17 protein-coding genes and 4 pseudogenes are annotated in these 21186 nt (G+C 69.5%); 7 read left to right on the forward strand and 14 right to left on the reverse strand.

Translation table 11 applies throughout. From position 1 onward, the window contains the following. Positions 1-226: 226 nt before the first annotated feature. Positions 227-1300: a serine hydrolase domain-containing protein gene (locus ACSHXC_RS41530; protein ID WP_438297387.1), complete on the reverse strand. Its 1074-nt coding sequence runs from the start codon at positions 1298-1300 to the stop codon at positions 227-229. Between the two features lie 375 nt (positions 1301-1675). On the opposite strand from ACSHXC_RS41530, the gene ACSHXC_RS41535 reads away from it, so the two are divergent. Beyond that, positions 1676-2452 carry a MerR family transcriptional regulator gene (locus tag ACSHXC_RS41535; protein WP_438297389.1) on the forward strand — a complete coding sequence of 259 codons (777 nt, stop codon included), beginning with the start codon at positions 1676-1678 and terminating at the stop codon, positions 2450-2452. 157 nt (positions 2453-2609) lie between these two features. On the opposite strand, the pseudogene ACSHXC_RS41540 reads toward ACSHXC_RS41535, so the two are convergent. The 7 genes and pseudogenes from ACSHXC_RS41540 to leuE form a co-directional block, all read right to left on the reverse strand. Beyond that, positions 2610-2732: pseudogene (locus ACSHXC_RS41540) on the reverse strand (site-specific integrase); the annotation flags it as partial. Between the two features lie 261 nt (positions 2733-2993). Next, positions 2994-3593 carry a DUF998 domain-containing protein gene (locus ACSHXC_RS41545; RefSeq protein ID WP_438297391.1) on the reverse strand — a complete coding sequence of 200 codons (600 nt, stop codon included), beginning with the start codon at positions 3591-3593 and terminating at the stop codon, positions 2994-2996. Between the two features lie 269 nt (positions 3594-3862). Beyond that, positions 3863-4717 carry a carbonic anhydrase gene (locus ACSHXC_RS41550; protein WP_438297393.1) on the reverse strand — a complete coding sequence of 285 codons (855 nt, stop codon included), beginning with the start codon at positions 4715-4717 and terminating at the stop codon, positions 3863-3865. A gap of 51 nt (positions 4718-4768) precedes the next feature. Then, positions 4769-5386 (reverse strand): class F sortase, encoded by a 618-nt coding sequence (locus ACSHXC_RS41555; protein ID WP_438297395.1) that lies wholly within the window; start codon positions 5384-5386, stop codon positions 4769-4771. A gap of 172 nt (positions 5387-5558) precedes the next feature. Further along, entirely contained in the window at positions 5559-6551 is a 993-nt protein-coding gene (locus ACSHXC_RS41560) for a hypothetical protein (RefSeq protein ID WP_438297397.1), read from the reverse strand. A 575-nt stretch (positions 6552-7126) separates the two neighbouring features. Then, positions 7127-7585: a hypothetical protein gene (locus ACSHXC_RS41565; RefSeq protein ID WP_438297399.1), complete on the reverse strand. Its 459-nt coding sequence runs from the start codon at positions 7583-7585 to the stop codon at positions 7127-7129. A gap of 20 nt (positions 7586-7605) precedes the next feature. After that, positions 7606-8259 (reverse strand): leucine efflux protein LeuE, encoded by a 654-nt coding sequence (gene leuE / locus ACSHXC_RS41570; RefSeq protein WP_438297401.1) that lies wholly within the window; start codon positions 8257-8259, stop codon positions 7606-7608. 106 nt (positions 8260-8365) lie between these two features. Here leuE and ACSHXC_RS41575 point away from each other — a divergent pair. From ACSHXC_RS41575 to ACSHXC_RS41600, 6 genes and pseudogenes are all read left to right on the forward strand, one after another. Further along, positions 8366-9285 (forward strand): annotated as a pseudogene (locus ACSHXC_RS41575) (ATP-binding protein); the annotation flags it as partial. A gap of 606 nt (positions 9286-9891) precedes the next feature. Continuing rightward, on the forward strand, positions 9892-11067 hold the full coding sequence (gene ispG / locus ACSHXC_RS41580) for a flavodoxin-dependent (E)-4-hydroxy-3-methylbut-2-enyl-diphosphate synthase (RefSeq protein WP_438297403.1): 1176 nt from the start codon (positions 9892-9894) through the stop codon (positions 11065-11067). Positions 11068-11460: 393 nt separating this feature from the next. Beyond that, positions 11461-11526: pseudogene (locus ACSHXC_RS41585) on the forward strand (hypothetical protein); the annotation flags it as partial. A 76-nt stretch (positions 11527-11602) separates the two neighbouring features. After that, entirely contained in the window at positions 11603-11731 is a 129-nt protein-coding gene (locus tag ACSHXC_RS41590) for a hypothetical protein (protein WP_438297661.1), read from the forward strand. Between the two features lie 73 nt (positions 11732-11804). Next, positions 11805-12926: an alpha/beta hydrolase gene (locus tag ACSHXC_RS41595; RefSeq protein ID WP_438297405.1), complete on the forward strand. Its 1122-nt coding sequence runs from the start codon at positions 11805-11807 to the stop codon at positions 12924-12926. Between the two features lie 50 nt (positions 12927-12976). Continuing rightward, entirely contained in the window at positions 12977-14227 is a 1251-nt protein-coding gene (locus tag ACSHXC_RS41600; RefSeq protein WP_438297407.1) for a heparan-alpha-glucosaminide N-acetyltransferase domain-containing protein, read from the forward strand. 92 nt (positions 14228-14319) lie between these two features. On the opposite strand, the gene ACSHXC_RS41605 is transcribed toward ACSHXC_RS41600, so the two are convergent. From ACSHXC_RS41605 to ACSHXC_RS41630, 6 genes and pseudogenes are all read right to left on the reverse strand, one after another. After that, the gene (locus ACSHXC_RS41605; RefSeq protein WP_438297409.1) at positions 14320-15609 is read right to left on the reverse strand and encodes a sensor histidine kinase; all 1290 of its coding nucleotides are present in this window, start codon (positions 15607-15609) and stop codon (positions 14320-14322) included. A gap of 6 nt (positions 15610-15615) precedes the next feature. Beyond that, positions 15616-16342: pseudogene (locus tag ACSHXC_RS41610) on the reverse strand (response regulator). Further along, positions 16339-17031: a hypothetical protein gene (locus tag ACSHXC_RS41615; protein ID WP_438297411.1), complete on the reverse strand. Its 693-nt coding sequence runs from the start codon at positions 17029-17031 to the stop codon at positions 16339-16341. The pseudogene ACSHXC_RS41610 and the gene ACSHXC_RS41615 overlap by 4 nt, the downstream one beginning before the upstream one ends. Positions 17032-17132: 101 nt before the next feature. Then, entirely contained in the window at positions 17133-17612 is a 480-nt protein-coding gene (locus ACSHXC_RS41620) for a hypothetical protein (protein ID WP_438297412.1), read from the reverse strand. Between the two features lie 296 nt (positions 17613-17908). Next, positions 17909-18883: a hypothetical protein gene (locus ACSHXC_RS41625; protein ID WP_438297414.1), complete on the reverse strand. Its 975-nt coding sequence runs from the start codon at positions 18881-18883 to the stop codon at positions 17909-17911. Positions 18884-19725: 842 nt separating this feature from the next. Beyond that, positions 19726-21171, reverse strand: a complete 1446-nt coding sequence (locus ACSHXC_RS41630; protein ID WP_438297156.1) for an IS701 family transposase — start codon at positions 21169-21171, stop codon at positions 19726-19728. Positions 21172-21186 lie beyond the last annotated feature (15 nt).

The raw sequence follows: 21186 nt of genomic DNA on the forward strand, positions 1-21186 counted from the left end.
GTTTTGCCTCCAGCCTCAAGCGCGGCGGTGCTTTCCGGTCAATCGCGTACTGGGCCCGTCAGCTTGTGCTGCACGACGAGGGAACACCGGGACGCCGCAGGGCCGGGCCCGGGCTGCTGTGCCCGGGCCCGGCCCTGCGTCTGCGCTGATTCAGTGGGTGGCGAGGACCGCGTCGGTGGCGGTGGCGCCTGCGCCCAGGTCGTCCGCGACCAGGAACACCAGTGCTCTAAGCAACGTCCTTCGGAACATCTCCCGGGCCGAACTCCGCCTCCAGTACGTCGGTGAAGACGCCGATCGGATCGTCCCAATCGCCGTGGGCCCAGTCGGCGTTGGTGTTGATCGTCAGCATGCGCCGGCCGTCGCGGGTGCCGTAGGAGTAGGACCACGATCCAAGGACAGCGCCGCCCATGCCCCAGACCGTCGTGCCGCACGGCAGTGTCAGTGAGCAGACGCCGAGTCCGTAGGCAGTGCCGGGGATCCAGCCCTTGGTGGGGACCGTGGCAAACATCGCCTGCTGCTGGACTTCCGGGAGGAGCCGTCCTTGGAGCAGGGCGCCGAAGAAGTGGTTGAGATCCTCGGCCGTGGAAATCATGCCGCCGGCGGCCCAGTAGGGGGTCGGGTCCAGCTCGGTGGTGTCGTAGATCTCGGCGTCGGGGTCGGGCAGGTACAGCTTGGTGTAGTGCCGCGAGTGCGGCCCGCTGATCGTCTGGTCATCGCCGCGCGGCAGATACGTTCCGGCCAAGCGGAGCGGATGGACGATCCGTTCTGCGATCTCGTCGGCCACCGCCCTGCCGGTCACCCGCTCCACGAGCAGCCCGGCGAGGATGTAGTTGGTGCTGGAGTACCCCCAGTCCGTGCCCGGTTCGAAGGCGGCCGGATGGGACAGGGCTATCTGGACGAGTTGCAAGGGGGCGTAACTGTCGCGGACCTGGAGCGCCGCGTAGTCCTCGGTGTAGCTGAAGATCCCGCTGGTGTTGTCGAGCAGCTGGCGGACGGTGACTCGGCAGCCGTCGTGGCCGTTGCCACGGACCACGCCCGGCAGCCACTTCTCGACGGTGTCGTCGAGGCTCAGCGCGTGTTCGGCGGCGAGCTGCAGCACCACGGTCGCCACGAACGTCTTGGTGATGCTGCCGATACGGAACCGGTCCTGGGGGCCGCGTTCGCGGCCGGTTTCCGTATCGCCCATCCCGGCCGAGCCGAACCAGCGTCTCTCGCCGTCGCGATACTCGGCGAGGATTCCGGGAACACCGCCTTCGTCCACGGCCCGCTCCAGCATGCGTTGGACCTTGCTCGTAGTCATCGCCCCGTCCTTCATCTGCCTCGCGCCTCGCGACGACGTAAGCCGGCATTCCGGGCTGCGCGGGAATGCCCGGGGCCAACTGCCCCCGTTCGGAAGTCAAACGGTCAACCTCGGTCCATCACCGTATTCTCTGCGAACGGCCGTGCAGCTGTGGCTCGTTGGAAGCGCGGTCAAGACCAGTTGGAGAAGCCCGCCGTCATGAACCGGCCGGGGCCCCAACGCGTCCCACGGGGAAGGCGGGTCGGTGGCCCAGAGCGGGGGCAGGACGCGGCCCGCGGCCGGGTCGACCTTGCTCGGATCGTCCGGACTTCCCAGCCGTCGCCGACGCGGTTCGCGAGACCGCAACTGTCCACGATCTGGGGGTGCGCTGAGCCGATGGCAGACGGGCTCACGATCGGTCAGGCGGCGGCGTTCGTTGGTGTCACGATCAAGACCGTGCGGCACTATCACCGGCTCGGCCTGGTCGCCGAGCCGGATCGCGACGGTTCCGGCTACCGCCGTTACCGATCGGGCGAGCTGTTCCGGCTGGTCCAGGTCCGGAACCTGGCCGCGGCCGGCGTGCCGCTGGCCGAGATCGGTGACCTGCTCGACGCCGATCCCAAGACGTTCGCCGCCACCCTGGACGACGTCCATCACCAGCTCACCGAACGGATCGAAGACCTGATCGCGCGCCGCGACAGGCTGCACCGTCTCGACCACGGCGACCGGGCCCTGCTGCCCGACCGGGCCTGCGCGGTCTTGGACCGACTCGCCGAACTCGGCTTCAGCCCCGACTACGTGGCTGGTCAACGGGAGGCTCTGGTGCTGGCCCGGGCGCTGGTCCCGGAGATCTTCGACAGCTTCCTGACCCGGCTTGAACATTCGCTTGACGATCCCGAGTCCGTCGAGCTGACCAAGCGCGGTTGGGATGCGAGGGCTTGGGATCCGGACGACCCGCGGATCGAGGAGCTGGCGTCCGCGCTGGCCGACAAGCTGCTGACCAACCGCGCGCTGCTGGCGATGCCGACCGGGTTTCGGAACCAGTCCGACGCCGCCTCCCGGTACGGACTGGTCAACCACCACCGGGAGGACCAGTCACCGTCCATCGCCCGGCTGAACACGCTGGTCGAGGCGAGCCTGCGCGCAGCCGGCATCGCCGTTCCGAGTCAGTGACGGCTGCCCAGCAGACCCGGCACTACGGCGAGACGCCCGCCTCATCCCGCCGGGTCCGAGCCGGGATCTGCCCGGCGGACGGCCACGCGTACAACCAGTGACCTGCACGGCCGTCACAGATGACGTCGTATGGCATTCCCCGCACCAGTCCTCCGCCTCAGCCCGGCGCGAGCGGGCCGGTGACTTCGGCGATCGCCTCCGGGGAAGGGTGGAAGTACTTCCGTACGTTCTCCGCCTTCTTGTGCCGGGACTTCGCCATCAGCATGAGCAGACTCGCCCCGCCGCCGAGCCACACCCCGTACCTTCCCCGTCGGCCCTCACGCCGTCGCGTCGTACGCGGCCCGCAACCGGACGCAGCCGCCGGACTGGAACCCGATGCCCCGGCGCACCGGTGACGCTGCTCATGAAGGACTCGCACGTCCCGCAGACCAGCCGCCTGGGGGAAGGCCGTGGCAAAGATCCTCAGCGCTCATGGTCGTCGCCGTCGTTGAACGAGAAAGTGGCTTGGGCGATTCCGTGCCAGCCGCTCCAGGCGAAGTGATCAGCGTCGACCGGTGCGCCAGACACTCCGTGCGAGCAGCGTGAGTTGGGCGGCGATGAGCAGGACCTGAAGGCGCTGTCCGTACCCGAGCGCCCAGTTGCCGACGCCTGCTACGAAGGCAGCGGCGGATGTCAGTGTCCAGGTAGTGGCGACCAGTTGAGCCCGCAACAACACCGTTCCGGCCCGGCCGCGCAACGGCCTTTGCCGACGATCGTGTGCGGGAGCGGCCAGCAGCACCAGAGCGGTCAACGCCGACGTTACGGCCAGAGCGCTGCTGACGGTATGGGCCGCGTGAGCCGCGGGCAGGAGGCCGGCGGCTTCGGCGTATGCACAGGCCGGATCGCTGGTCGGGGCGCAGCTCATGGGCAGCCAGGAGTCGATCGCAGTGGCCAAACCGAAGACAGCGAGTGCGCCCCAGCCCGCCGCATGGCGGCGGCCCGACAGGCGCAGGGTTCGCGTTGTCAGCGCACCCGTCAGGATCAGCAGCCCGGCTGCCAGGTCGGTGGCCCGGAAGATGTGGCCGAAGGGCTGGTCCACGGCCGCGAGCTCGCTGACGTAACTGCACGCGGGACGAAGGCCTGTGGGTATGAGCAGCTCCACTGTCCAGGCCGTGTAGGCAACAGCACCGAGCAGCAGAGCTCCTGCCGATACGGCCGCTGTCCAGTGACCCGTTCGTCGGGCGACGCGGGGCACACCAAAACCGGTTGCCCGACGCGATGCCGAGGGGGGATCGGTGCTGGTCATGTGTTCCGGATTGGCTGAGTCGAACGGCCGCGCTCGGTTTCCAAGGCACTGTGCGGGGTGGCAGCCGCGACTCTCATGGATTCCCCCCGGCACCAACAGCTAGACGTCCGCGTCACGAATCCGTGTCAGCGCTCCGTGGTGGTCAGTTCGCGGTCGTTGTGCGGCTGGACCGGCCGGTTGGTCTTGGGGAAGAGCTTGCGGTACGCGGCGGCTTCCTCGGGGGAGACGGTGACGGTCTCCTTGAGCACGGTCCACTTGACGCCCTCACTGCACGGCGGGGTGGTCAGCGAGCCCGCGTACTGATAGCTGCCGCGCCCGGCGGGCAGCAGCTTGTTCAGGTCGACGGGCTCAGAGATCTGGGTGGTCTTGCCCTGCCGGTCCGGGAGTGCCTTCCACAGGGGAGCGAAGGCGGAGGCTCCGGGCTGTTCCTTCATCAGGACGCCGAGCACGGCGAGCTTGCCCTCGGCATTCTTGTGGACGAAGTGCAGTTCCATCGCGGTGCCCTGGCCCTTGACGGTGTGCTCGCTGGGCAGGTGGAAGTGGAACTGCTGCAGCTCGTATGGAGCCCCGTCAACGGTGATCTTGCTGCCGGCGGGCACCGTGGCCTGAATGGTGTGCCCGTTGTTCTCCAGCTTCAGCGGCACGGGCTTGTAGTCGACGGACAGGGACGCTGGCTTTCCGCCCGCCTTGCCCGCCGTGAGGTCGACCGGCGACTGCTCGCGCCCGGTCTTGCACGTGGCGAACTCCCCACCCATGTCACCCCACTTGTCGGGACCATGTGCGCCTTCGTAGGACCAGTGGACGGCGGACTTGCCGTTCTTACCGTCCTTGTCGTTCTCGCTCGCGTCCGGACTCGCCGAGGTGCTGGGCGGCGGCTTCGGCTTGTCACCGCCGCTGGAACAGGCAGCGAGGGCAAGGGTGGAGGCCAGGGCGACAGCGGCGAGGGACGCGCGGCGTACGGAGCGGGCGGAGAGGTTCATGAGGGGGGTGCTTTCGCGTAGTGGGAACGGCGGGGGCGGGCGTCCGGGTGGCTACTTGACGAGGTTGGCGTAGAGGATGATGTTGTCGGCGCGGTGGCCGTCGACGAGGGGGCCGCCGCAGGTGAGTATGCGCAGTTCGGGGCCGCTGGTGTCGCCGTAGACCTTGTCGGTGGGGAACTTCTTCTTGTCGGCCTGCTCGATCTCGCGGATCTTGAAGGTGGCGGTGGTGCCGTCCTCGCGGCCTACCGTGATGGTGTCGCCGACCTTCACCTTCTTGATGTTCTTCATCAGGGCGGGGCCCTTGGCGGTGTCGTAGTGGGCGACCAGCACGGCCGGGCCCTTTTCGCCGGGGGTGACGCCCGCTGTGTGCCAGCCGGCCTTGTCCGCCTGGTCGGCCGGGGGCACGCCGAGCTCGCCGGAGCTGTCCACGCTCAGCGGAAGCACCGAGCCGGTGTCCACGTCGGCGGAGGGGATCTGGAGGCGGGTGGGCTTGGACGCCTTCATTGCCCCGCCTGACTTCTCGGCCAGGGCGGAGGCGGTGTTCGAGACCGTCACGTCGGGGGCGGGCTCGCTGCCGCCGCCGCAGGCCACCAAACCGCCACTCAGAGCAAGACCAAGAACACTGGCGGCCGCCAACTGGCCGAGACGAGGCAGGGCGGACAGACTCACGGTGACTCCAAGGACTAATAAGAGGTGCCGGGAAGAAAGGGTGCAGCGACCGGAGGGACAGCCCGGCGCCGGGACCGGCCCGGGCGCCGGAAGTGGGGGGCGCCTAATTCAGCAGGACGAGTGTGGGGGGACCTGGGTAGAGGGTCGGGCGCGCGGGGTGCCTGACGCAGGGTCAGTTGTCTGCGGCGGTCTTGCGGTGGCGCAGCATCGTGAAGCCCAGGCCCGCGGCGGCCGCGGCGGCACCGCCACCCGCCAGCAGCATCGTGTCGTCGTTGTGCTGGACGCCCTCGGCGCCGGCTTTCACGCCGCCCTTCGGGATGACCTTGCCCTTGCTGGCCTTGTCCTTGTCGCCCTTGCCTGAGGCGGACTGCGCCGGGAACTCCAGCTGGACGCTGTCCTTGCCCTTCGTGGCCTCCACCCGCGGCTGCTCCTTGCCGGTGGCCGGGATGAACAGGAAGAACGTCACGCCGGTCTTCGACACGAGTTCCTTCTCCCCGCCGGGGAAGCTCAGATGGCCCTCGGCGCCGCCGCCCGTCAGCCTGGCGCTGGGGCTGCCGTCGACCCAGGACAGCTCGGCCTTGTCCCCCGAGCTCAGCGTGTACGTGATGCTGTTCCTGCCGACGTCCTTCTTCGTGACCTTCAGCGCCTCCGCGGTCCTGCCCGGCTTGCTCTCCGGCTTGCCGGTCTGCCCGGCGGGCGGGAAGTTCAGGTCGACGGCCCGGCCGCCGAAGGCGGCCGTGACCTTCGCCGCGGTCGGGGTGGCCGCGGCGTGGAACTCGAACGTCACGCCGTCGGGGGTGGTGTAGGTCTTGTCGCCCCTGGTGCCGAGGTTCCCTTCGCCCTTGCCGTGCTTTCCGTCCCCAAGGACATGAGCGGAGAGCTCGTTCCTGTCCGTGGTCATCTCCACCGTGTGGCCGGTGCTCAGGGCGTAGACGGCATGGCCCTTCTCCACGCTCTTCTTGGTGACCTTCAGGTCCCCCGGGTAGGAAGGCGCATCCGAGCCGGGCTTGTCCGCCGGGTAGGAGGGTGCACCCGAACCGGGTGCACCCGTGACCGGCGCCGGACCGTCGGCGAATGCCGCGGCCACGGGCATCAGCAGCGCGGAGCCGGCCACGGCGGCTATGGCGGAGGCACGGATGAGGGTACGGCGGCGGGAGGCAGTCATCAGCAGATCCTTTGCAGCGTTCCGGATTCGTAGCCGCAGACCGGCCAGGCCGCCTGCGACACGAGAAAGGTAGGAACGCGACATCTCGGTGATTCACCAGATATGTAACAGAACCCGCTCAGCCGCCTCCCGAAAACCGATCAGCCCCACCGGCTCCCGAGCTGGAGCCCGTCGCCACACGCGGACCTGCCCGTGCAGTAGCAGCGCGGCACCTCACCGTCCAGGACAGTGGGCCGAACCGGACGGTGAGGTGCCGTGGTTGAGGGTGCGGACCGGGATGTTGCGCGCCCGACCGCCGAGTAGCAGGCGGCCCGAAGCTGTTCGAGACCGGTGCACCCGAGCAGCCGCCTCAGGACGGACCCAGGCGGCACCTCGGTCTGCTGAAGTGCCGCCTCCGGGGTCGCGGGAGGACCTGCTCGTTCCGGACGACCTGGCCCTGGCGGCGTCGCGGGGCCCCCGTGGCTGACCATCTGGGCAACGAGGAAGAGCCCGTGTCCCCCCTCTTCCGTGGTGGCCGCGTATCGCAGGTGCGGGAGGTGCTGTTGGCGTCGGAAACTTCGCAGACGAGGCTGCGGTCACGCAGCACGCGAAGCCGGATCGGACAGATGGCGCAGCGGATGGCGTTGGTGATCAGCTCGCTGTGGTTTCAGCTCGGTGTTGAACGCCGTTTCTTCGAGTCCCGCGGCAGCCGGCTTCCGTGCAGCGGCGTTGCGTACGTCCGCCATGGCGGCGGGGTCGATCGGAACGTCCCAGTCGGCGATCCGGTCGGGCTCCAGCAGGTGGGTAGGGGCCGCCAACAGGGCGATGTCATCGCCTTGACGGGCCAGGCGCCGGGCCGTCGGGCCAGGCGCCGGGCCGTCGGGCCAGGCGCCGGGCCGTCGGGCCAGGCGCCGGGCCGTCGGGCCAGGCGCCGGGCCGTCGGGCCAGGCGCCGGGCCGTCGGGCCAGGCGCCGGGCCGTCGGGGTGGACGACGGCTGGCGGCGGATGGCTCCACTCGCGGCGTCACAGCCCCAGCCGACACGGACCTCGCCCACCACCGACCGTGGCTCCAGGATCAACCCGAGCTCGCCAGCGACAGCTTCGCAGCGAAGCCCAGGAACAACGCACCGGCAGCGGAAGTCGCTCCCGCGGCCAGACGCTTGCGGCGGCGGAAGGTCTCAGCCAGGCGAACGCCGGAGAAGATCAGCACTGAGAGATAGAGCACGGACGCCATCTGGGCGAAGGCGCCGAGCACGACGAAGGAGAGCGCGGGGTAGGCGTAGCCCGGGTCCACAAACTGTACGAAAAAAGCGATGAAGAACAAGATCGCCTTCGGGTTGAGCAGACTGACGACGAACGCCCTGCGGAACGGCCTCTCGACCACGGGCTCCGCGCCCGCATCCGCGCCCGCAGTGCGCCCACGCCGGGTTCGCCACATCGACCAGGCGGCCCGCAGCATCCCAATCGCCAGCCAGGTCAGATAGCCGGCACCTGCGAACTTCACGATGCCGAAGAGCACCGCGTTGGCCTGCAGCAGGGACGCCACACCTGCCGCAGAGAGGGTCATCAGCACGGTGTCGCCGCACCACACACCCGCCGCAGCCGTGTAGCCCATGCGCACACCCCGACGGGCCCCGACGGACAGGACATACAGCGAATTCGGGCCCGGCAGCAGGATCACCAGGACGAGGCCCGCAAGGTAGGTCGGAAGATCTATGACACCCAGCATGGGCGGATATTCACATGAAGGCGGGATAAGCCGACCAGCTATCTCACATTCCGGAACTATCGGGGCCATCGGTGGTCACCTCGGAACCGCCACTGGCAAGCGCGACAGGCCAGGGCATCAACGGCGCGGTACCGAGATGGTCGTCCCCCCGCTGACCCCGGCGGAGGTGGCCGTCATGCTCGATCTGCCGCCGGCTGACGCCTTCGACGCCTACCTCGTCAGCGGCGGACTTCCCCTCGTCCTGGAGGAGTGGCCGCTGGGCGCAGACCTCCGGGGTTATCTGCAGCACGCCCTGCAGCGGCCCACTTCGGCGCTGCTGGTGAGCGGGGAGCGCACTCTGGCCGCCGAGTTCCCCACCGAAGTACAGGCCCGGACCGTCCTGGGCGCGATCGGCCGCGGCGAGCGCACTTTCACCCTGATCGGCCGGGCCGCAGGCGGCTTCAACCCCGGCTCGCTGACCCGTTCCCTGGAACTCCTCATCTCCCGTCGGATGGTGGCCGCCGACCTTCTCCTGTCGGCCCGCCCCAGCCGGGAGACCCGCTACCGGATCGACGATCCCTACCTGCGTTTCCGGCTCCCCTTCATCGGCCCCGGCATCCCGGCCGTCGAACGCGGCCGCGGCGACCGGGTCCTCGACACCATCCGGGTCGGCTGGACGTCCTGGCGCGGCCGGGCCGTCGAACCGATCATCCGCGAGAGCCTGCGGCGCCTGGCCGACGACCACCTCCCCGAGGGCACCAACACCGTCGGTGGCTACTGGACCCGCACCAACGCCCCGGAAATCGACATCATCGGCGCCGACCGCGCCCCCCATCGCCAAGAACATCACCCTCGTCGGCTCCCAAATGGCTTGAGAACAAACCCTTCGACCACCGCGACCTCGCCCGCCTCATCACCCACCGCTCCCAGCTGCCCGGCGCCGACGACGACACGCCCCTGCTGGCCGTCGCCCGCAGCGGCTGCACCGCCGACGGCGTCACCCACCTCAGCCCCGCCGACCTCATCCAGGCCTGGCCCACGCTCTGACATCGCGACATAGCCCCGGCTCTATCGGCGGCTTCGCGGACGCACGCACGGGGAAACACAAAGCCAAGCAGGCCCAGGACGCGTCGCACGACGCAGCGGGGAGCTGTAGCGGCCTCCGGGGCGGCCGCTGAGCGGGTTCTGGGTGGCTGTTGAGCGGGTTCTGTTACACATTTGCCGAATCACCGAAATGTCCCGTGCGTACGTTTTCTGTCATGCCGCCTGCGGGCAGGTCAGCAGCCGGGCAGGTCAGCAGGCGGCCGCCGTCGGATCCTTGTATCCGGGAGCATCGGATGACCGTAAAGGATCTCCGCTTGCCGCTCTGCCCGCATCACCTGCCTTTGGTGTGCAAGCCAATCCGTTGCGGCTGCTTCGGCGCGCTTCTGCGGCCCGCGCGGACGCGTTCGCCTACAACCCGATCACGACCAGAGTGATGGGCATCGCGAAGCCGTGCCTACGAGCGGCTGGTGCCCATCCGCCCCTCAAGGACAGAACGTGTAGGCCTCGCGTGATGGCCGGGGCTCTCAAGCGCCGGACGCCGGTGGAGCGGTCGGCCCGGCTGTCCGGACGCGTGCCCGCGATGTCCATGGCGACAGAAAGCAGACGATCATGAGCAAGGTTTCTCTCGGTATTCCGTCCGTTCCTGTCAGGCTGGCCGAGCGGCGGGTGAGCCGCAAGATCCGGGTGGGGTCGGTGGCGGTCGGCGGGGACGCACCCGTCTCGGTGCAGTCCATGACCACGACGAGGACGTCGGACATCGGCGCCACGCTGCAGCAGATCGCCGAGCTGACGGCGTCGGGCTGTCAGATCGTGCGGGTGGCGTGTCCGACGCAGGACGACGCGGACGCGCTGGCGGTGATCGCGCGGAAGTCGCAGATCCCGGTGATCGCGGACATCCACTTCCAACCGAAGTACGTGTTCGCCGCGATCGACGCAGGGTGCGCGGCGGTCCGGGTGAACCCGGGCAACATCAAGCAGTTCGACGACAAGGTCAAGGAGATCGCCAAGGCGGCCGCCGACGCCGGGACCTCCCTGCGGATCGGCGTCAACGCGGGCTCGCTCGACAAGCGGCTGCTCGCCAAGTACGGCAAGGCCACCCCCGAAGCACTCGTCGAGTCCGCTCTGTGGGAGGCCTCCCTCTTCGAGGAGCACGGCTTCGGCGACTTCAAGATCGCGGTGAAGCACAACGACCCGGTCGTCATGGTCAACGCCTACCGGCAACTCGCCGCCCGCTGCGACTACCCCCTCCACCTCGGCGTCACCGAGGCCGGCCCCGCCTTCCAGGGCACCATCAAATCGGCCGTCGCCTTCGGCGCCCTGCTGGCCGAGGGCATCGGCGACACCCTCCGTGTCTCCCTGTCGGCCCCGCCGGCCGAGGAGGTCAAGGTCGGCATCCAGATCCTGGAATCCCTCAACCTGCGCCAGCGCCGCCTGGAGATCGTCTCCTGCCCGTCCTGCGGACGCGCCCAGGTCGACGTCTACAAGCTCGCCGACCAGGTCACCGCCGGCCTGAAGGGCATCGAAGTGCCGCTGCGGGTGGCCGTCATGGGCTGCGTCGTCAACGGGCCCGGCGAGGCCCGCGAAGCCGACCTCGGCGTCGCCTCCGGCAACGGCAAAGGCCAGATCTTCGTCAAGGGCGACGTCATCAAGACCGTCCCCGAATCACAGATCGTCACCACCCTCATCGACGAAGCCCTCAAACTCGCCCAACAGATGGAGGAAGACGGCACCCCCACCGGCAAACCGCAGGTGATCGGCGTGGGGGCTGCCCCGACCGCGGCCTGATGCCCTTCCGCCCCGCCGCTGCGGTGACGGACCCGCCCTGAAGTACAGCAATCCGATGCAGAACAACCCCCTGGAGAAACTGAGATGACACTGTGAGCGTCCGCGGAAGTTCCACCACGGGTTTCACCATCTACTGCGACTTCCGGAATGAGGACGAGCGTTGCGTGAATGCGCGCGTATATCCGCCCGGGCTCGACATCCAGGGAGCGGACATCGAAGTGTCCCCGCAAGAACTGCCGCCGCTCAAGCCCGGTACTCCCAAAGACCTGTGTGCTCGCCACAGCATGTCCTGACGGAAAGCAACAGATGCCTCTACCCGAGCTTCGCGTGGCTTCGGAGCCTCGCGGACATCATGAACTCCGCTCGGCGATCGGTCACCGGATCGGTTGCGCCATGTTCCTCAGCCGATGGCTCCAGGTGCCGTTGTACGCGGGCCTGATCGTCGCGCAGCTGGTGTACGTCTGGGTGTTCGTCAAGGAACTGTTCCATCTGGTTGCCAACACTTTTGCGGGGAGCGGGAAGGACCATGTGGCAGGTGATCGTGCACTTGGGCTTCATCGTCTCCGCCGTTGCCCTGGCAATGATCGACAAGCTGATGCCGGGCCACGCCCTGGACAGCGACTCCGAGCCCCACCCGGGCGGCGAGTGCATTTCGGCCCCCTGACTGCCAGCCGGCGCAGGGCTGAAAAAGTCAACCAATTCTGCTGCAAGAGGCAGCGCATCCCGGAGCAACTTCTATGACGCAGTACCCGCCGCACTCCGACGGCCAGGCCCATCGAGCCGAGCGGCAGCCCTACGGCGAGCCCCAGGTCTACCGCAGCCGCGCCCGCAGGAACCAGCGCAGGCGCAGGAGGCGGGTACTGGTCAGCGGCGTTGCCGCGGTCGCGCTCGCGGCCGGTGGCGTGACGGCCTGGCGGCTCGACTTCTTTTCCGGCGACGGCGAGTCGATGACCTTCGCCAGCGATGGCAACCCTGCCCGGCCCGCGCAGGGGACCGGTGGTGACCCGGGCGTTCAGTCGCCCACCGGACCTGCCGCCGATTTCAAGCGCGCCGCCCGGCTGGGGGACGGCACCGAGATAGGCAAGACCACGCTCGCCGGAGCGAAGTCCGGTTTCACGGGCGACGTATGGGTGTGGACGCCCAAGGAGTACAAGGATCCCGCGTACGCCAAGAGCGCCTTCCCGGTGCTCATCGCGCTGCCCGGGGGCAGCGGCTATCCGGTCAACTACTGGATGGGCACCGACCTCGGCCTCCAGAAAGCCGTCAGCGAGGGAGCCGCGGCCAAGAAGAGCCACCCCTTCATCGTGGTGATGCCGGTGCTCAATCCCGACAAGAAACGCCTCTACGACGGCAGTGACATCCCGGGCCAGCCGAAGATGGGCACCTGGATGTCCGACGACGTCCCCGACTTCGTCCGGGCCAACTTCCGCACCTACAAGTCGCGCGACGGCTGGGCCTTCATGGGGTCCTCCACTGGCGCCTTCGTCGGCCTCAAACACGTGCTGAAATACCCCGACCGTTTCAAGGCGGTGATCGCCAGCGGCGGCGAGACCAGGCCGGACTCGCCGCTGTGGCGGGGCCACCAGAAGGAGATGGACGAGAACAATCCCGAACAGCTCGCGGAGCAGCTCATCGCGCGCCAGGGGCCGGACGTCCACCTGAACTTCCAGATCGGCAGCAAGGAGGACCCGGCCGGCCTGAACGAATTCATCAGCAAATACCGCAGGGGCCCGGTCCACGCCACGCTGCGCACCATCGACAACGGCGCCCACAACGGCCGGGACTACGTCCGCGGGATGCGCGAGGGATCCCTGGAGTGGATCAGCAAGGTGCTGCTGGGCCCCGTCCCCTCCCCCTGAACGGCGGATTCAACGTGCCTGCGGAACCGAAGAGTTCACGGGAACAAACCATGACGGACAACCGGCTCCAGGCACTCGACGCGGCCCGCGGACTCGCTGTCCTTGGCATGTTTGCCGTACACGTGGGACCTCGCCCCGAGCCCAGCGGCGCCGGCTACCTCCTGATCGCCGCAGACGGGCGGGCCCCCGCCGTATTCACCCTGATCGCGGGCTTCTCCCTCGCCCTCGCCCGCGGCGGGACCCGGCCCCGGCCCGGGCAGCCGCCGCTGCGTGCCACGTTGATCCGCTGCGCGGTCCTTGCGCTGCTGGGCCTGACGCTGGCCTGGCTGCACACCGGCATCCTGGTGATCCTTGCGTTCTACGCCGTCTACTTCCTGGCCGCCGAACCCTTCACCCGGCTCGGCGCCAAGGTGCTGATCGCCGTCGCATCCTGCAGTGTCGTCCTGGGGCCCGTGCTGTCGTACACCCTGGGTCCGCTCTTCGGACACCGCCTGGGCGGACGCGGGGCCACCCCCGCCATCAGGGACCTGGCCGGCTGGACGGGGCTGGCGGAAGCGGTCGAGGCACTGCTGCTGTCCGGTGCGTACCCCTTGCTCACCTACTTCCCGTACCTCCTGGTCGGGATGGCCCTGGGCAGGATCGCCGACCTGCGCCGCCCCGGCCCCGCCCGGCTCCTCGTCGGCTGGGGCGCAGCCGGCGCGGTGGCCGGATACGGGCTGTCCTGGCTGGCTGTCACCGGTCCGGGGAACGGCTACGGGGCGTTGCTGCGCGCCGTAGCCGACCACCACCCCGCAGCCCTCGCTGCCGACGACCCCGTCCGCGCGGTTCTCGGCCAGCAGTACGGGGCGATCCCCAGCACCTCCTGGCACTGGCTGCTCGTCGCCGACCCCTACAGCCAGACCCCGCTCGAAACCCTCGGCAACGCCGGGGTCGGCGCCGCCCTCATCGGCCTCGCCGTCGGCGCCGCGCGCAGTCGCCTGCTCGCCGGGCCGATGCGGCCGCTCGCCGCCGTCGGAGCGATGGCACTGTCCGTGTACGTTGCCCATGCCCTGGCGCTGGCGGGCTTCGCCCACCGGGCCTCCGGCTGGCAGGTGCTGGCCGCCTTCTGCGCGGCCGCGCTGCTCGGCTGCCTGCTCTGGCAGCGCCTGTGGCGGGGTACCGAGGTACGGCGCGGGCCACTGGAATGGGCCCTGCGGACGATCACATCACGGCCCGTCGGCCCCCGCCGGAAGGCTCGGGTCGCCCGAAGTCAAGGGGTCCAGCAGGGCACCGTCGGGGCAACGACACGTGACATCTGGTGAGGGGTGTTGTCAAGTTGCTGGAGGTGCAGGTGAGTTGAGGGTGTTGGGGTGGTGGCCGTACCTGAGCCGCCGGCCGCGCACGCAGCCCCCTGTCATTCTGTGGCGTCCGGGTCCAACGGCAGCGTGAGCATCGCCCGGGCGCCTCCGCCCGGCGGGTTGGCGAACTCCAGCCGCGCGCCGATGAGATCGGCATGGCCGGCCGCGATGGTCAGGCCCAGGCCGCTGCCCTTGCCCCGTTCCGGAGTGCCGGTGCGGAAGGGACGCGGCCCCTCCGCCAGTAGCTCGGCGGGGAAGCCGGGGCCGCTGTCGCACACCGCAACGGTGCCGTGGTGCAAGGTCAGGGTGACCGGCGCGGCGCCGTGGCGATGGGCATTGACCAGGAGGTTGGCCACGATGCGGTCCAGGCGACGGGGGTCGGTGAGCACCGCCGCGTCGTCGAGCACGTCGACGGTGGTGGGCAGGCCGGTGGAGGCCACCACGCGGTGCAGCTGCTCGGCGGGGTGGTGGGGTTCGAGGTCGGGGCTGTCGACCTGCGCGTCGAGGCGCGAGACTTCGAGGATTTCCTCGATCAGGTCGCACAGGGCCTCGGCCCGGCCCCGTATGAGATGGGCTTCGTACGATTCGGGCAGGATCTCGGCGGCGGCCAGCAACCCGGCGGCCGGGGTGCGCAGTTCGTGTGCGACGTCGGCGGCGAAGCGCTGCTCGGCGCGGAGCCGCGCCTGAAGGGAGTTGGCCATCTGGTCGACGGAGGCGGCGAGTTCGGTGACCTCCCGTGCCCCCTCCACATGGCCGATGCGGGCGTCCAGGCGACCGTCGGCGATCTCCCGGGCGGTTTGCGAGACACGCCGGAGCCGGGCGCTGAGCGGGATGGCGAGGGGCAGGCCGGCCGTCGAGATGGCAGCCGCGCCGCCCACCACGAGGATGGCGACGCTCCGGTTGAAGCGGGCGTCGGCCTTCTTCTCCAGGCGGTAGTCACTGCGTACCGAGAGCGTGTGCGGGCCGATGCCGGCCGCGGCCCACAGGACGGGTCCTGACGGCTCGTCGGTCAGCTGGGTGGCGAAACGCTCGCCGGTCACACCCCGCGCCAGCTCGGGCGGCACGCCGGGGGCGTCGAGCGCCACGTTGTCGCCGGTGACGGCCGAGGTCGCCGCGTAGTTCTTCAGGGCGGCCTCAAGCCGTCCGAGGACGATGGCCCGGTTGAGGTCGAGCCGCTGGTGGGAGGCGGTGACGGCGACCAGGGCGCCGAGCCCGCTCGCGAGGACGCAGGCGACCCCCGCGATCAGAGCGGCGATCCGCAGCTGCAGGCTGCGGCGGGGGAACGGATGGGGGCGGCGGCGCGGCCGGGGAGCCGTGCCGGACGCAATGGACAGCGAGTCGGACACGGCGCGCTAGCCCGTGATCTTGTACCCGAAGCCACGGACCGTGACGATGCGTTCCGCACCGATCTTGGCGCGCAGCCGCTGGACGTGGACGTCCACCACCCGGGTGTCGCCGCCCCACGCGTAGTCCCACACCTCCTTGAGCAGGCTCTCGCGGCTGAAGACCACGCCCGGTGCCGAGGTGAGCTCGATCAGGAGGCGCAGCTCGGTGGGGGTGGCCGACAGCAGCTCGCCCGCGATCCGCACCTCCATGGTGTCGGTGTCCAGCTCCAGATCGCCGGCTTTGCGTATGTTGTCCGGCACCGGGGCCGGCTCAGCCTCTGGCTCGGGGTCCCGCACGGTGTGGAAGGCTTCGCGGCGCATGACCGCACGCACCCGGGCAGCCAGCACATTGGCCCGGAACGGCTTGGTGATGTAGTCGTCGGCACCGGCTTCCAGGCCCGCGATCACGTCAATGTCGTCCCCTCGCGCGGAGATCATGGACGGGTACGGTGCTCTGCTCGCGGATCGAGCGGGTCAGGCTCACGCCGTCCAGCTCCGGCAGCATCACATCCGTGATCACGGCGTCGGGCAGCTTCGCGTGGAAACAGGCCAGGGCGGAGGCCCCGTCGGCAACCGCTCTCACCCGGAACCCGAACCTCGTCAGGGACACCGTGGTGGCTTCCCGGATCACGTCGTCGTCCTCGACCACCAGGACGAGGGGGTCGTCGCGGTCGGGGGCAGGCGCTGTTGTCATGGCTTCTTTCCGGTGCTGGGAACGGGACCCGTGACGGTGGAGATCATCTCCATGTACCCCCGTCCGGAGTCCCACTGGTAGCGGTCGGTCGTGACCTGGTCGAGACCGCCCTTGGCGCCCCCGGCGAGGGTCTGGCGCACGATGAGGTCCCGTCCCTGCAGATCGATGCGGGAGTCCTCCTGGACGCCGCGGCCCAGGACTTGGTAGACGTGCCCCCCGTCCACCCGGTACACGTACAGCTCGGTCTGCAGCCCTTCCGGGTAGTCCTTGGCCGAGCGCCGGTCCGGGTCGATGAGCAGGATCAGCTCCCGCCTGCCGTCCCCCGTCACATCTCGCAGTACGGGGGTGCGCAGCCCGCATCCGCTGGGGCAGCGGGCTGCGCTCTGCCGGGAGTCCTCGGTCATCCCCGGGTCCTTGGCCACCACCGTCCGCGGGTCCAAGGCGCTCGCGTCGGCGGCGGCCGGAAGCGTGATGTCCGGTACGGGCTCGGGACGCTCCGACGGAGAGGGCGGTGGCAAGCTGTTGCCCGACGGCCTGCTGATGGGGCCGACGCTCCACAGCGGCTCGGGTATCGGCGGCGCGCTGCGGGACTGGCCGCCGTAGACCACGCCCGATGTGCTGCCGCATCCTGCCAGGAACAGGGCACCGGGTATCGCGACGAGCGACACCGCGTACCGGAGCCTCCTCATGGACTCACCTCGTCTTCATCCGTCTACGGCCATGACCGGGCACCCGTCCATGGTCTTGGCCGGGCCGACGCCGGGGCACGGCAGCTGATCACCGAGGGATCTCACAGCTCGCCTCCGGTGCTGTTGGCACGCTGTACCGCCGCTTCGCCCTTCGCGGTCCAACCCCCGCTGCGCGCGATGTAACCCTTGTCGAGCCACCGCTTGAACTGCTGGAGGGAGATGACCGGATCGTCCGAGTACTCGATCTTGTTCGGGTTGTACCAACCGGTTTTCTGCAGCCGGGACAGCTCCCGGCCAGCCGCCTCCGGGTCCTTGGACAGCGTCACCGTCGGCTTGTCGCCCTCGGGCTCCTTGGACGGTGCCGCGGGCTTCGACGGCCTGGCGGGCTGGGACGGCTGAGCCGTCGGGGTCCGTGGCGGTGCGGATCGGTCGGCGGCGGCCGGGGAGGAGGGTGAGGCCGCAGACGTCGACGGCGTGGCCTGCTGCTTGTCGCCCCCGCTCTGGCCGCACCCGACCAGGCCCACGGCGGCGAGCCCCACGGTCACGGTGACGAGTGCCGACGTGAAGAGTGACGTACGCATCGCGATGCTTCCCCTGGTGTGTGTGACTGACATGTACCGAATAGGTCGGCTTACTTTCGCCGCCTCACGCGGCATCGGCATCGCGCCGCCATCACACCAGACCGGCATTTCCGTATCACTGATGTAACAGCAGTCGCGATCAGCACAGCCATTTACCGCTCTGCGGCCGGCACCGAAAACAGGATCGCGCGGCCACCCGGCCGATGGCCCCCGCACACGCCGAGCAGGCCCGGAGCATAGGGCAGGGACGGTTCCCGGCCCGCTGCTCCGGCCCTGCGGGCATGGGGGACGGTCGGTCAGTCGTCGGCGGGGCGGCGGCGCAGGGCGGCGAAGCCGAGCCCAGCGGCGGCCACGGCGGCACCGCCGCCAGCCAGCAGCACGGTGCTGTTGTCCGTCCCGGAGAGCTCGGCGCCGGCCCGCACGCCACCCCTGGGCGTGACCTTGGTCTGCTGGGCACCCTTGCTCGCCATGGCGGGCTTGTCCGGGAAGTCCAGGGTGAGGCTGTCCTTGCCCTTCTTGGCGAACACGCGCGGCAGCTCCGTATTGTCGCTGGCCTTCAGGGTGCTGAGGACGGACAGTTCGAAGTTCACGCCGGTGGGCGAGGCCAGGGCCTTCTCCCCGTCTGCGCTCAGGAAGCCCTCGGCTCCGGTGCCGGTGAGGTGCGCGCCAGGCCTGCCCCGGTCGCCCCAGAAGAGCCTGGCCTTGTCGCCGGAGCTCAGGGTGTAGGTGATCTCGCCCATGCCGACGGCCTTCTTCGTAACCCTCAGCCGCTCTGCGGGCTTGCCCGGGTTGCCGGGCTTTTCCTGCTGCTTGTCGACCGGGAAGGCAAGGGTGACGCTCTTGCCGCCCAGGGTGGCCCTCACCTCGTAGCGCGAGTCACCTCCGGGCTTGAGCATGTCCAGATCAAACGTGGCTCCGGTGGGCGAAGCCAGCGACTGCTCGCCGTCATCACTCAGGTGGCCCTCGGCGCCGCCGCCGGTGATATGGGCACGGTACGGGCCCTGCCCGGCCAAGAGCACGGCGGTGTCACCGGAACTCAGCGTGTAGGTGATCTTCCCTTTGGCGGCCGTCTTGTTCGTGATCTTCAGGTCCGTCGCTGGTTTCTCCGGCTCCTCCCCCGGCTTGTCGTCCTGCGCGGGGAGGGTGCCCACCCCGCTGATCATGCCCGGCTCATCAGCGAACGCGGCTGCGGCCGGCATCAGCAACGCGGATGACGCCACGGCGGCTACCGCAGTCGTACGAACGAGATCGCGGCGGCGGGAGAGGGCCATCAGGGGATCCTTCTCAGATCGGGGTGCGGCCGACCTGCCCGGCCGCGACACCCAGAACCTAGGCATCCCGCATCGCAGTGGTTCAGCGGATTTGTAACAGAACCCGCTCATCAACCGCCCAAAACCGGCTCGGAGAGCGTTACTGATCTCGGCTCGTCAGGGGTGGTGCCGGTGTGTCGAGGGGCAGGCCGGTTCCAGCGACGAAGCCGTTCAGGGGTGTCGGACCGGTGCTGCAGGCGATTCCTCGGCTCGGCTGCGGGCCGGCCCGTGGCGATGGAAGGCTGCTGGCCATCCACACCGGCTCCCCGCGGCTCGACGGCAAGCACCTGCTCCCCGGAGCACACGCGGGCGGTGTACCAGGAGTGTCAGCAACGCCCGTTCATCGTCTGCAGGGAACGGCCGCACCCATGCGGCCAGTTGCGCAGCACCGACGCCGACGGAACGGACGTGATCCGCTTCGTCACGAGCGCCAAGGGCGCCCCGATCGCCGACCTGGGGCTGCTACTCTCCTCCGCGGCCCGCACGCTCCGGCGCCGACGCCGACGCCGTACCGCAGGCGGCTTGGCGCTGCTGAAGGGCGTTCCAACCAAGCCCCGCCAGTGCCCCGCCCAGGAGCGGGAAGACGATGACGCCCCAGAGCTGACTCAGCGCCCAGCCGTGCTGGAACACTGCCGTGGCCAGCGAAGTCCAGGAACCTTTGATGGTCCCCAGCCGAGGGGTTCCGGGCCCACGCACAACAGGAAGCCGCCGCCCGGTATCCGCGGGCGAGTTCGCTGAGCGCACTACGGGTCTTGCGGAGTTCGGCCAGGCGCCGGTTGATGTCGTTGAGGTGCTGCTGGATCCTAGCGGTGGTTTGTTAGACGGGGCGGTAGAGGCCGAGAGGTCTGCCGGTGGCGACGGTGTTGAGGAGGGCTTGGAGTTCGGCGGGCGGGGGCTTCGTCGACCATGCCCGCCAGTAGCGTTGCAGCGTGGCCCAGGGCGTCAGCCAGCCACGGACGGCCCGGACGGCTCGGGGCCAGCAGGCCGGCTGGGGCTGCTGGGACTCGGGTCCGCCCCCTCTCTGCCGCTCCTGATGGTGTGTCAGGCCCGGGTGCCGGGGCGGCGGGTGTAGGTGTGAGTGGGGCGAACCAGGTGTTCCAGCAGAAGCTGAACGCGCAGTTCACGAGGGTCTGGTGGCGGCGGATGGCGGTGTCGGAGCGGACCTGGAAGTCGGCCCATCCGAGTTCGTCCTTGACCTGTTTGTAGCTCTGCTCGACCCAGTGCCGCAGTCCGTAGAGTCTGACTACTTCGGTCAGGTCGGCGGTCGCATGCCGGCTGAGCTGTTCGCGTGGTGAGCTGGGCCGGGGCAGGTTGGTGGCCAGGTACCAGGTGGACGTCTCGGGCAGGGTTGCGGGGTCGGTGGTGGCCACCACCAGCCGGACCATGCCGTCGGGTCCCCACCAGCCGAGCCTGGCATCGGCGGCCCACCAGGTGGCGGAGCGTCCGCCGCGGAAGGTGCGGGTGACCGGCTGCCAGTCGCCCGGCTCTTCGGGGCCGTGCCAGGCCAGTTCACGGGCGGCGTCCACGGGCCGGAAGGCGTCCTTGTACTGCCAGGTGCCGTGGCCGCGCTTGAGGGCCATCACGAACGGCAGGTGAGCGTCCCACAGTTCAGCGCGGAAGCAGGTGTGATCGCCGTAGGCACAGTCGGCGACAACCGCCCGGAAGGACACCCCCACCTCCGCGGCATGACAGGCCAGTGCGGCCCCGATCTGCAGCTTCGTGCGGAAACCCGGGTCGTTCCTCCCGCCGGGGAAGTGGTGCGCGGGGGTATAGGGCACCGCGTGCAGTGGGTAGTAGACGCGCTCGTCGGCCCAGCAGGTGGTCACCGTGACCACCCCGCGGTCGATCTTCCCGACCGAGCCCAGGTACTGCTTGCCCACATGCGCGGTCGCCGACCCGTCCTTGCGGTCCCCGGAATCGTCGACCACCAGCACCCCCATCCCATGCGGCGCGGTCGCCGGATCCGTCAGCAGCAGCTCCAGACGGCGCGCGTTGACCTGCTCGTGGTCCCAGGTCGACTCCGAGAGGAAGAACTGCAGCCGCTGCACCGCCGCATGCTGGGCACCCACCACCGGTTCGGCCCCGGCCAGGCAGGTCAGGGTCTTGTTCCGGTCCCGCGGCAGCAGCAGGCCGGCCAGATACTCACGGAACCCACGCCGCTGGGCCAGCGTCCCGAAGAGCCCATCGAAGCAGGCGGCATAGCCTTCCAATGGACCGGGTGCGGGCGGGCACGGCAGCCGCTTCGTCATCTCAAGCTCCATTGA

The sequence above is a fragment of the Streptomyces sp. HUAS TT7 genome, from assembly GCF_051550175.1.
Classification (GTDB): Bacteria; Actinomycetota; Actinomycetes; order Streptomycetales; family Streptomycetaceae; genus Streptomyces.

Excerpts from the sequence above, each read along its gene's own strand:
- ispG (WP_438297403.1), top strand. The coding sequence starts at position 9,892 with ATGAGCAAGGTTTCTCTCGGTATTCCGTCCGTTCCTGTCAGGCTGGCC.
- ACSHXC_RS41600 (WP_438297407.1), top strand. The coding sequence starts at position 12,977 with ATGACGGACAACCGGCTCCAGGCACTCGACGCGGCCCGCGGACTCGCT.
- ACSHXC_RS41595 (WP_438297405.1), top strand. The coding sequence starts at position 11,805 with ATGACGCAGTACCCGCCGCACTCCGACGGCCAGGCCCATCGAGCCGAG.
- ACSHXC_RS41620 (WP_438297412.1), bottom strand. The coding sequence starts at position 17,612 with ATGCGTACGTCACTCTTCACGTCGGCACTCGTCACCGTGACCGTGGGG.
- ACSHXC_RS41630 (WP_438297156.1), bottom strand. The coding sequence starts at position 21,171 with ATGACGAAGCGGCTGCCGTGCCCGCCCGCACCCGGTCCATTGGAAGGC.
- ACSHXC_RS41615 (WP_438297411.1), bottom strand. The coding sequence starts at position 17,031 with ATGAGGAGGCTCCGGTACGCGGTGTCGCTCGTCGCGATACCCGGTGCC.
- leuE (WP_438297401.1), bottom strand. The coding sequence starts at position 8,259 with ATGCTGGGTGTCATAGATCTTCCGACCTACCTTGCGGGCCTCGTCCTG.
- ACSHXC_RS41535 (WP_438297389.1), top strand. The coding sequence starts at position 1,676 with ATGGCAGACGGGCTCACGATCGGTCAGGCGGCGGCGTTCGTTGGTGTC.
- ACSHXC_RS41560 (WP_438297397.1), bottom strand. The coding sequence starts at position 6,551 with ATGACTGCCTCCCGCCGCCGTACCCTCATCCGTGCCTCCGCCATAGCC.
- ACSHXC_RS41625 (WP_438297414.1), bottom strand. The coding sequence starts at position 18,883 with ATGGCCCTCTCCCGCCGCCGCGATCTCGTTCGTACGACTGCGGTAGCC.
- ACSHXC_RS41550 (WP_438297393.1), bottom strand. The coding sequence starts at position 4,717 with ATGAACCTCTCCGCCCGCTCCGTACGCCGCGCGTCCCTCGCCGCTGTC.
- ACSHXC_RS41530 (WP_438297387.1), bottom strand. The coding sequence starts at position 1,300 with ATGACTACGAGCAAGGTCCAACGCATGCTGGAGCGGGCCGTGGACGAA.